The organism is Streptomyces sp. NPDC058371, from assembly GCF_042723265.1.
GTDB lineage: Bacteria > Actinomycetota > Actinomycetes > Streptomycetales > Streptomycetaceae > Streptomyces.
Map to the genome: position 1 here is coordinate 18,404 of NZ_JBHXJC010000007.1, position 9,001 is coordinate 27,404.

Genomic DNA, 9,001 nt, shown 5'->3' on the forward strand with positions numbered 1-9,001 from the left:
GGGGACTCGCACGACCGGCCGAGTTCAGGCGGCCGGCGCCACCGTGTGGCCGTACCGCAGCAGGTTCTCCGGGTCGTACGTCGACTTGGTGCGGCGCAGCCGGTCGTACGCCTGCGGGGTCCAGGCGCGGGCGCGGTCGGATGCGTCGCCCGGCCTGCCGTGCAGGTTGGGCATGGTGCGGCCGGTGCCGTACGGGGCCATCGCGGCGTACAGCGAAGCCGTGGCCGTCTCCACCGCGGCGGCGGCCTCCGGGCCCGCTGGGACACCGACCGACTCCAGCAGGTAACCGGCGTCGCGGGAGCAGACCGCGTCCTCGGCGGGGGCGGGGCCGGCCAGCTTGCCGCCCATGTGGCGCAGCTCGACCAGGAGCAGGGGGAAGTCGGGGACGGCCGGGCCGGCCTGTGCCAGCAGGGTGTCCACGGCCTCCGGGGTGAGATCGCGGAGCAGGGCGCAGCACTCGCGGGCGGGAATGGGGTCCCGCGGGTCCTGATAGATCTCGTCGGTCCTGCGGTAGTCCATGTCGGCCACCGTGTCGAACTCGACCGGCGCGGCCGCGCGGACCGGGGCCAGCAGCCGTTCGCCCTCGTCGGGGTCGCCGGTCCAGGCGACCGCGATCCGGGCCCAGAACCGGCCGCGCAGCGGCTCGGGGATGATCGGCAGCGGCGGCAGGCGCAGCAGCGTGAACCCGGTGCACATCTGGGGCGGCGTGGTCGGGGCCCACTCGGCGTAGGCGCGCAGCAGCGGCTCGGCGTGCTCGCCGGCGCAGTAGATGCCGCCGCCGAGTACGCGGCTGAGCGGCAGCAGCTCGGTGACCAGGGAGGTCACCACGCCCACGTTTCCCTTGCCGCCGCGCAGGGCCCAGAACAGGTCGGCCTCGTGGTCGGCGTCCGCTTCGCGCAGGGTGCCGTCCGCGGTGACGACCTGGAAGGAGCGGACCAGGTCGGAGGCGTATCCGTAGGCCCGCCCGAGCAGGGGGAGTCCGCCGCCCAGGGTGTAGCCGACCACGCCGACGTCCGTGGACGAGCCGTTGAGGGTGGCGAGGCCGTGCGGAGCCGAGGCCTCCAGCAGCAGGCTCCACTTCACGCCGGCGCCGACGGTGGCGGTCCGGGCTTCGGGATCGATCCGTACGTCGGTCATGCGGGAGGTGTTGATCAGCAGGCCGCTGTCGAGGGGGAAGTTCGCGCCGTGGCCGGTGGCCTGGACGGCGACGGGTGTACCGGTCGCCGCGGCCCAGCGCATCGCGGCGACCACGTCGTCGGCGCCGGTCGCACCGACGACGACGTCCGGGGTGTTGCGGGCGGCGAGGTTGAAGCCGGTGACTTCGTCCGCGTAGCCCTCGTCGTCGGGCCGCAGCACAGGGCCACGGATGCCGGAGAGGGCGAACAGGTCGGGAGTGTGGTCGGTGGCGGTCATCGCGTCCTCCTGGAGCGCGTGCACGTGCGCGACGGAGGGACGGCGGCGGGTCTGTTCCAAGAGGCCGTCGAGGTCCTTGTGCGTTGGTACTTCCACCTTGGACCCGCGGCCCCGACGGCGCATGCGGGAGCGTGATCGCGCCGACGCAGCGTCGGCAAAGGCGCCCCCTGGGCGGGCGTAGCGTAGACGGCATGACCCAGTACGGATCCTTCCCCGGTACGCGGCCGCGGCGGCTGCGTACGACGCCCGTCATGCGGCGCATGGTCGCCGAGACCCGCCTGCACCCCGCCGACTTCATCCTCCCCGCGTTCGTGCGGGAGGGCATCAGTGAGCCGGTGCCGATCTCGGCGATGCCCGGGGTCGTCCAGCACAGCCGCGACAGCCTGAAGAAGGCCGCCGTGGAGGCGCTGGAGGCCGGGGTATCCGGGATCATGCTCTTCGGTGTTCCGGAGGACGCGAACAAGGATGCCCTGGGCACCGCAGGGACGGACCCCGACGGGATCCTCCAGGTCGCCCTGCGGGACGTACGCGCCGAGGTCGGGGACGAACTGCTCGTCATGTCCGACCTGTGTCTCGACGAGTTCACCGATCACGGGCACTGCGGTGTGCTCGACGACCAGGGGCGCGTCGACAACGACGCGACCCTGGAGCGGTACGCCGAGATGGCCCAGGTCCAGGCCGACGCCGGCGCCCATGTGGTCGGCCCCAGCGGGATGATGGACGGACAGGTCGGGGTCGTCCGCGATGCCCTCGACCAGATCGGCCGCGAGGACGTCGCCGTCCTCGCCTACACCGTCAAGTACTCGTCCGCCTTCTTCGGGCCGTTCCGGGAAGCGGTCGCCTCTTCGCTGAAGGGCGACCGCAAGACCTACCAGCAGGATCCCGCCAACGCACGGGAATCCCTGCGGGAGTTGGCCCTCGACCTGGAGGAGGGCGCCGACATGGTGATGGTGAAGCCGGCGGGTCCGTATCTGGACATTCTCGCCAAGGTCGCCGACGCCGTGGACGTGCCGGTCGTCGCCTACCAGATCTCCGGGGAGTACTCGATGGTCGAGGCCGCCGCGGAGAAGGGCTGGATCGACCGCGACAAGGCCATCATGGAGACGCTGACCGGCATCAAGCGCGCCGGCGCCCGGAACATCCTCACGTACTGGGCCACCGAGGCCGCCCAGCGCCTGCGGTAGACGCTCAGTAGGTGAGCGCGTCGGCCAGGCTCGACTGCCAGTACGTCACGGTGAGGTTCTCGTCGACGTACACGCCCTTCGCGGGGAGCGCCGGCTTCGCGCTCCTGCCGCTGTGGAAGAAGACCTCCAGGTGCCTGGCCGTGTAGCCGTGGGCGCCGCTGCCGTCGCCGGCCGCGAGGAGTACGCCCGCGTAACCGGACTCTCCCGGTGACAGGGTGACGACCGCCTGCGGCCGGGTCTCCTCGGCGACCGGCGGGACCGCCTGGGCCTCGTCGAAGCGGACGGCCGGGTAGCCGACGAGGTCGCAGACCTTCGAACCGGTGTTGGTGACGGTGAGAAGGACGTGGTTCAGGGGGCGGGTGACCTCCGTCGCCACGGTCCTGGTGTTGGAGCCGTCGCAGGCCACGCGGCGGGTGCCGGTACCCCCGGTGGTCCTGTCCGGGGAGCCGGTCGTGGTGCCGCCCTTCGAGCCGCCCTTGGAGCCTGCTGCCGACCCTCCCGGCGTCGTACGGCTCGCCTTGGGGGCGCCGTTCCCGGCCGGCTTCGCAGTCGAGTCGTTCGCCGTGGCCGACGCCGACCCGCTCGGCTGCGCCGAGGACTTGGACGCGGCGGACGGACCCTCGTCCCGTACACCCTGTCCGTTCTCGCACGCCGTGAGGGCGAGCGCGGCGAGCGCGACCGTGGTGGCGGCGAACAGGCGGGAGCGGGCGGTACGGCTCGTGTGTGCGGTGCGTGCGGTCATGGGGTCCCCCTGGCTTGGTACGGATGGTTCGGTACAGCCGCTCGACCGGGTGACCGGGGCGGCGTGCTTGGATGACCACAGCTTGTGAGGCGATCCGTCCCGGCGGCCACAACCGCCGGTCCGGACGGGACGCCGGAACATTCGCAGGGGTCTGACCTGGGGGGACGTCATCCCCCTGGAACGCGGCCCGGGACGTCGGGGATGGAGGCACGGTGGGCGGGGACGAGTTCGCTGGACTGCTGCGGGAGTTGAAGGAGCGGTCGGGACTCAGCTACGGGGTGCTCGGCAAGCGGCTCCACCTGAGCGCCTCGACCCTGCACCGGTACGTCAACGGGGACGCCGTACCGGCCGACTACGCGCCCGTGGAGCGGCTGGCCCGCATCTGCAAGGCCACGCCCCAGGAGCTTGTGGAGCTGCATCGGCGGTGGGTTCTCGCGGATGCGCTGCGGGGGCAGAAGGCGCCGGCGGCCGGGGACGCCTCCCGTACGAGTGCCGGTGCGGGCTCCGCTTCGGGTGCGGACTCGGCGGTGGTCGCTACGGCGGCCGGTCCGGCCGACGGGGAGTCGGACGGCGTGCCCGAGGTCGAGCGGGGGACCGCGGCCGAACCGCCGGTGCGTCGGCGTCGGCGGACCGTCGCGCTCGCCGGGACCGCCGTGGCCGCGGCCGTCGTGGCCGCAGCGCTCGTCGTGCAGCTCGTGCCGGGCAGCGACGACGACGGCAAGGGACAGTCCGTGGGCGCCGCCGTGACGACCCCCACCGAGAGCGCGGGCGGCACCGCGTCGGCCGCCGCACGGCACAAGTCGCCCTCGCCGTCCGCCTCGCACCGTGGCGACGCGAGTGCCTCCGCCTCCGCTGCCGAGAGCGGCGCGACGGGCGGGCCCGCGGGCGGGGACACGGACGCCGGTGGCGCCGTCCCGCTGACCGTCGCCACGAAGCCGTACGTCTGGGACAGCCCCTGCGGTCAGCCCTACCTGCTGAACGAGGACCCCGCCCAGGTGCCACCACCGCCGAACGAGCAGGAGGCGCCGGGGTGGATCAGCGCGTTCGGCGCGGTGTCGGGTGACGAGCAGCGGCTCACGCTGAGCGTGCAGGGCACGGGCCGGGAGACGGCCGTACTGGAGGCGCTCCACGTGCGCGTGGAGAACAAGGGCGCTCCCCTCGCCTGGAACAGCTACTCCATGGGGTTCATCGGCGTCGGCTGCGGCGGCCCGGCCGAGACGAAGTCGTTCGACGTGAACCTCGACCTGGCGAACCCGGACGCCGTGGCCAAGGCCGGGCAGCGGGACTTCCCCTACACGGTGAGCGAGAGCGACCCCGAGGTCTTCTATGTGATCGCCCATGCGAAGGCGAACGACGTCAGCTGGTATCTGGAGCTCGACTGGTCCAGCGGCAACCGGCACGGGACCCTGCGGATCGACGACAAGGGGAAGCCGTTCCGGACGAGCGGGACCAAGGGGCGGCCGACGTACGGCTATCCCCTGGGCGGCGACGCGTGGGAGCGGACCGAGGGCGGCTGAGGAGCCGCCGGCCGCGCGGCAGCCCCTGGGCGTCGGGGCATGGTGCGGGCGGGCCGAGGCGGGGCGCGGGCGGGGCGCCTTGTACCGGGTGACGTCCGTATCGCGGAACAACCGGTGTACACGGCACGCATGGGCCTACGGTGCGGGCACGAACCGCATCGGGAACGAGGGACCTTCCTCGGTGCGGGCACGAACCGCGGCGTGGGCAAGGAGCCGTCCCCGCCGCGGACATGAGCCGCATCAAGGACAAGGAGCCGTCCTCGTGACCGTCGCCGATTCCGCCGCGCTGCCCGCCGCGTCCGCCTCTCTCCCGCTGCTTGCCGCGCGGGCCACCGCGGTCAAGGGGTCGGCGGTACGCGACATCCTCGCGGTCACCGCGCGCCCCGAGGTGATCAACTTCGCCGGCGGGCTGCCCGCGCCGGAGCTGTTCGACGCCGAGGGGATCGCCGCCGCCTTCCGGGACGTACTCGCCGAGGCGCCCGAGCGGGCGTTGCAGTACTCGACGACCGAGGGCGAGCCCGATCTGCGGAGCGCCCTCGCGGAGCGCACCGGCGCGCGCGGGCTCGCGACCTCGCCCGACGACCTGCTGGTCACCACCGGATCGCAGCAGGCACTGTCGCTCCTCGCCACCGTCCTGCTGGAACCCGGCGACACCGTGCTCGTCGAAAGCCCCTGCTATCTGGCGGCACTTCAGGCGTTCTCCTTCGCGGGGGCACGGGTGCTGGCCGTGCCCGGCGACGCGGCCGGGATCGACCCGGACGCACTCGACGACCTGGTGACACGGGAGCGGCCCAAGCTGCTCTACACCGTGCCCACCTTCCAGAACCCGACGGGCCGCACACTGCCCGGCGCGCGCCGGGCAGCCATCGCCTCCGTGGCCGCCCGGCGAGGGCTGTGGATCGTCGAGGACGACCCGTACGGCGAGCTGCGCTTCGAGGGCGAGCGGGTGCCGTGGATCGCCTCCTACGACGGCGCCGGGGACCGCACGGTCCTGCTCGGCTCCTTCTCCAAGGTCATGGCGCCGGGGCTGCGGCTGGGCTGGCTGCGCGCGCCCGCCGTGCTGCGCCGTGCCTGCGCCGTCGCCAAGCAGGCCGCCGACCTGCACACCCCGACCGTCAACCAGCTCGCCGCCGCACGGTACTTGGCCGACCGGGACCTCGACGCACACGTGGCCCGGGTGGCCGGTGTGTACCGCGCGCGACGGGACGCCATGCTCGCTGGGATCGGGGACGCCCTCCCGGCCGGGTCGACGTGGACCCGGCCGGAGGGTGGCATGTTCCTCTGGGCCCGCCTGCCCGAGCCGTACGACACCACGGCCCTGCTCCGTGACGTGGTGGGGCACGGGGTGGCGTACGTGCCCGGCGCGCCCTTCTACGCGGTCACCCCGGAGACGTCGACGATGCGCCTGTGCTTCGTCACACAGACCCCGGACGAGATCGCGGAGGGGCTGCGCCGACTCGCCTCGGGCCTGCGTGGCTGACGCCCGCCGTCGTCACCACCGTCACCACCGTCGCCGGGGAGGTGCTGCCGTGCCGGTCAGTCCCACCAGAAGGACCACACCGGCTCGTTCAGCACCTCCTGCTCGGCATACGTCCGCAGCGTCGGGTGGTGCCCCTGCGTGATGTTGTCCGGGCAGAACGCGAAGTGCTCGGCGGCGACCGCCTCGGCCTCCGCCACGGTCGTCGGCGGCGCCGCCACGGACACCACCAGCTGGTCGAAGGTCAGGGCCACCACACGTATCCCGAAGCGGTCCTCCCAGGACCGCAGGACCGCGCACAGGCGCGCCACGTCGTTCTCGTGGTTCAGCGGGCCCGACCAGCCGAGCGCCGCCGGGATGTCCGCACTCCGGCGCGCCGGGACGAGGGCGAGGCGGGGCTTCTTCAGCCACGAGCCGTGGTCCGCGAGGGCGTCCACGATCTCCGCGGCGCGGGCGTCCGGGTCGGCCTCCAGCGGCGTGGCGGCGGCGAGCCCCGGCCACGCCGGTCCGTACGGCGCGACCGTCGCGTCATAGGGGTCCGGCTTGCCGAGGAGGGGTTCCACGACCTCCCTGCTCGCGTAGTCCTCGTCGCCGTCGAGCTCCTCTGCCGCGTACTGCTCCCAGAAGTCGGCCAGCACCTCGTCGGCGTCGTGGTCCCCGGGGTACGACATCTCGCCGGGCATCAACTCCCAGTCCCCGGGGCCCTCCTGTGAGCCGCCGACGTCCAGCAGCACCGGCAGCAGACCGAGCGTGCGGGCGGGGGCCAGCGCGGTCCAGGCCCCCGGGGCGGGCCGCTCCTCGGCATGCCACACCAACGGCTCGTGCCACGCCCCTTCGTGGGTCGCGTCGATCAGTCTCCCGGCGGGGAGTTCGAGCCCGAGGGTGCGCCCGCTCGGGTCTGCCGCCAGCCGTGGCAGCGGATTGGGAAGAGTCGCCATGCCGGTGACTGTAGGGGCCCCCACTGACAACGGGGCCGCTCCGCTCCCTTACCGGGCTGCGGTGAACGACGCCCAGGCCTCCGGCGAGACGCGGAGGTGATCTCCCGCCGGGTTCTTGGAGTCGCGGAGGTGGACTGCGGTCACCTTGCCGGACTGGGGCCCGGAGTAGGCGACTTCGAGGCAGTCGCCGCCCTGCTCGGTGCTGTAGCTGGACTTGAACCACTGCAGTGCGGCGTTCATCGCTCTCCTAGCGAACGGTCCAACAGGCGCTCTGTCTCCTGGGCGTTGAGAGCCTGTGTTCGCAGCATCGCATATTTGCGCTCCAGGATGGACACCTGGCCGGGGTCGGCGATCATCCAGCCGTTGAGCTGGGCCTCGACGTATGCGACCCGCTGGTGATCGGGTGTCTCGATGAGGACGAAGGGCCCGGACAGCCCGGCATGGAAGTCCCGGCCGACCGGCATGACCTGGAGGGTGACTCCGGGGAGTCGACTGCAGGCGTGCAGATGGTGCATCTGCTCCAAGTGGACATCGTCGCCGCCGAGCCGGTCCATCAGTGTCGCCTCGGAGATGACGAAGCTGGCGGTCGGCGAGCCCTTGCGCTGAAGGATCTGCTGCCGAGCCATGCGGGCAGCCACGCGCTGTTGGGTCTCGTCGTCGGTAAGGCTGGGCACCTCGTTGCGGAACACCGCCCGGGCGTACGCCTCGGTCTGCAAGAGTCCGGGCAGCGCCTGGTTCTGGTACGACGAGAGGGCCAAGGCTTCTCGCTCCAGATCGATGAACTCGGCTGCCCAGCGCGGAAAAAGGTCCACCTCCGGCATGTTGTCCACGCCGACGACCAGCACCCCCTTCGTGCGTAGAAGTTCATCGAGGTGTTCGGCCAAGTCCCTCTTCAGCGGGCGCCTGCCCTGCTCGATCGAGGCGACGGTCTCCTCATCGACCAGCAGCCTCTCGGCGAGCGATCGCTGGGTGTATCCCTCGGCCCGACGGAATGCGGCCACCTGGGCGCCCAGCATCCTCATGGCCGACGCATTCTTCCGTGGACGCTTTCCGGCAGTCATGTCCGACCAACTCCCCACCCCTGGACGGGTCTGACCCCGCACGAACCCGTACAGAAAATCCGTACTGCCTCACGCAGTGATCCACGGTAGTGACTCTGCGCAACTCTCGTCCCGTGAACGAGACCATCCATCTCCCGCCCCTGCGCGAGCGTTTCTTCCGACGCGACCGGCGGTCCGTCCCCGCCGTCAGGCGGTTCGCCCGCGAGACCCTCGCCGGGTGGGGACTCACCGGTACCGAACGGGCCGACGACGTATTGCTGTGCGTGAGCGAGCTCGCGACCAACGCCCTCGTGCACGCCGTCCCGCCCGGACGGCACTTCCGGGTCTTCCTGCGCTACGACGGCACCGTCCTGCGGGTCGAGGTGCACGACAGCGGGCCGGGGGTGCCGCGGATCGCGGACCGGGCCGACGAGGGCGGCCGGGGGCTGCTGCTGGTGGCCGCGTTCGCCGACCGGTGGGGGGTCGACGAACGGAACCCGGGCAAGGCGGTGTGGTGTGAATTCGGCGGGTGCAAGAGCCCAACGCCGCTGCGGCTGAAAGGGAGTTGATGCGGACGGCCCCGGTGGAACGGTGCTGTCACCGTTCCACCTGGGACGGTGGAGCCGTCGCTTTTGCTGCCATTCGCAGCAGATTGGGAGTCCCTGCGCCCAGTAAGTAAGGAGCCTTCTT

General features: G+C 72.2%; 9 protein-coding genes. 4 read left to right on the forward strand and 5 right to left on the reverse strand.

The annotated features are described in order from the left end of the window. Positions 1–24: 24 nt before the first annotated feature. Entirely contained in the window at positions 25–1,473 is a 1,449-nt protein-coding gene (locus tag ACFWM2_RS21410; RefSeq protein WP_383282056.1) for an FAD-binding oxidoreductase, read from the reverse strand. Between the two features lie 131 nt (positions 1,474–1,604). Here ACFWM2_RS21410 and hemB point away from each other — a divergent pair, with 131 nt between their 5' ends. After that, on the forward strand, positions 1,605–2,597 hold the full coding sequence (gene hemB / locus ACFWM2_RS21415; RefSeq protein ID WP_383282059.1) for a porphobilinogen synthase: 993 nt from the start codon (positions 1,605–1,607) through the stop codon (positions 2,595–2,597). Between the two features lie 4 nt (positions 2,598–2,601). On the opposite strand, the gene ACFWM2_RS21420 is transcribed toward hemB, so the two are convergent. Further along, on the reverse strand, positions 2,602–3,339 hold the full coding sequence (locus ACFWM2_RS21420) for a DUF4232 domain-containing protein (RefSeq protein WP_383282061.1): 738 nt from the start codon (positions 3,337–3,339) through the stop codon (positions 2,602–2,604). A gap of 212 nt (positions 3,340–3,551) precedes the next feature. Between ACFWM2_RS21420 and ACFWM2_RS21425 the strand changes: the two genes are divergently transcribed. Further along, positions 3,552–4,856, forward strand: a complete 1,305-nt coding sequence (locus ACFWM2_RS21425) for a helix-turn-helix domain-containing protein (protein ID WP_383282064.1) — start codon at positions 3,552–3,554, stop codon at positions 4,854–4,856. Positions 4,857–5,118: 262 nt separating this feature from the next. Further along, positions 5,119–6,336, forward strand: coding sequence for a PLP-dependent aminotransferase family protein (locus ACFWM2_RS21430; protein ID WP_383282067.1), 1,218 nt, complete (start codon positions 5,119–5,121; stop codon positions 6,334–6,336). A 56-nt stretch (positions 6,337–6,392) separates the two neighbouring features. Here the strand turns inward: ACFWM2_RS21430 and ACFWM2_RS21435 are convergent, their stop codons facing one another. Genes ACFWM2_RS21435 through ACFWM2_RS21445 form a run of 3 tightly spaced genes read right to left on the reverse strand, consistent with a single transcriptional unit; the run spans position 6,393 to position 8,293 of the window. After that, positions 6,393–7,271 carry a DUF4253 domain-containing protein gene (locus ACFWM2_RS21435; RefSeq protein WP_383282070.1) on the reverse strand — a complete coding sequence of 293 codons (879 nt, stop codon included), beginning with the start codon at positions 7,269–7,271 and terminating at the stop codon, positions 6,393–6,395. A 48-nt stretch (positions 7,272–7,319) separates the two neighbouring features. Then, entirely contained in the window at positions 7,320–7,511 is a 192-nt protein-coding gene (locus ACFWM2_RS21440; RefSeq protein ID WP_383282073.1) for a DUF397 domain-containing protein, read from the reverse strand. Then, positions 7,508–8,293 (reverse strand): Scr1 family TA system antitoxin-like transcriptional regulator, encoded by a 786-nt coding sequence (locus ACFWM2_RS21445; RefSeq protein WP_383282075.1) that lies wholly within the window; start codon positions 8,291–8,293, stop codon positions 7,508–7,510. The genes ACFWM2_RS21440 and ACFWM2_RS21445 overlap by 4 nt, the downstream gene beginning before the upstream one ends. Positions 8,294–8,445: 152 nt before the next feature. On the opposite strand from ACFWM2_RS21445, the gene ACFWM2_RS21450 reads away from it, so the two are divergent. Continuing rightward, positions 8,446–8,880: an ATP-binding protein gene (locus ACFWM2_RS21450; RefSeq protein ID WP_383282079.1), complete on the forward strand. Its 435-nt coding sequence runs from the start codon at positions 8,446–8,448 to the stop codon at positions 8,878–8,880. Positions 8,881–9,001: the final 121 nt, after the last annotated feature.

Coding starts and splice junctions, on each gene's coding strand:
- hemB (WP_383282059.1), top strand. CDS start 1,605: ATGACCCAGTACGGATCCTTCCCCGGTACGCGGCCGCGGCGGCTGCGT.
- ACFWM2_RS21420 (WP_383282061.1), bottom strand. CDS start 3,339: ATGACCGCACGCACCGCACACACGAGCCGTACCGCCCGCTCCCGCCTG.
- ACFWM2_RS21435 (WP_383282070.1), bottom strand. CDS start 7,271: ATGGCGACTCTTCCCAATCCGCTGCCACGGCTGGCGGCAGACCCGAGC.
- ACFWM2_RS21440 (WP_383282073.1), bottom strand. CDS start 7,511: ATGAACGCCGCACTGCAGTGGTTCAAGTCCAGCTACAGCACCGAGCAG.
- ACFWM2_RS21445 (WP_383282075.1), bottom strand. CDS start 8,293: ATGAGGATGCTGGGCGCCCAGGTGGCCGCATTCCGTCGGGCCGAGGGA.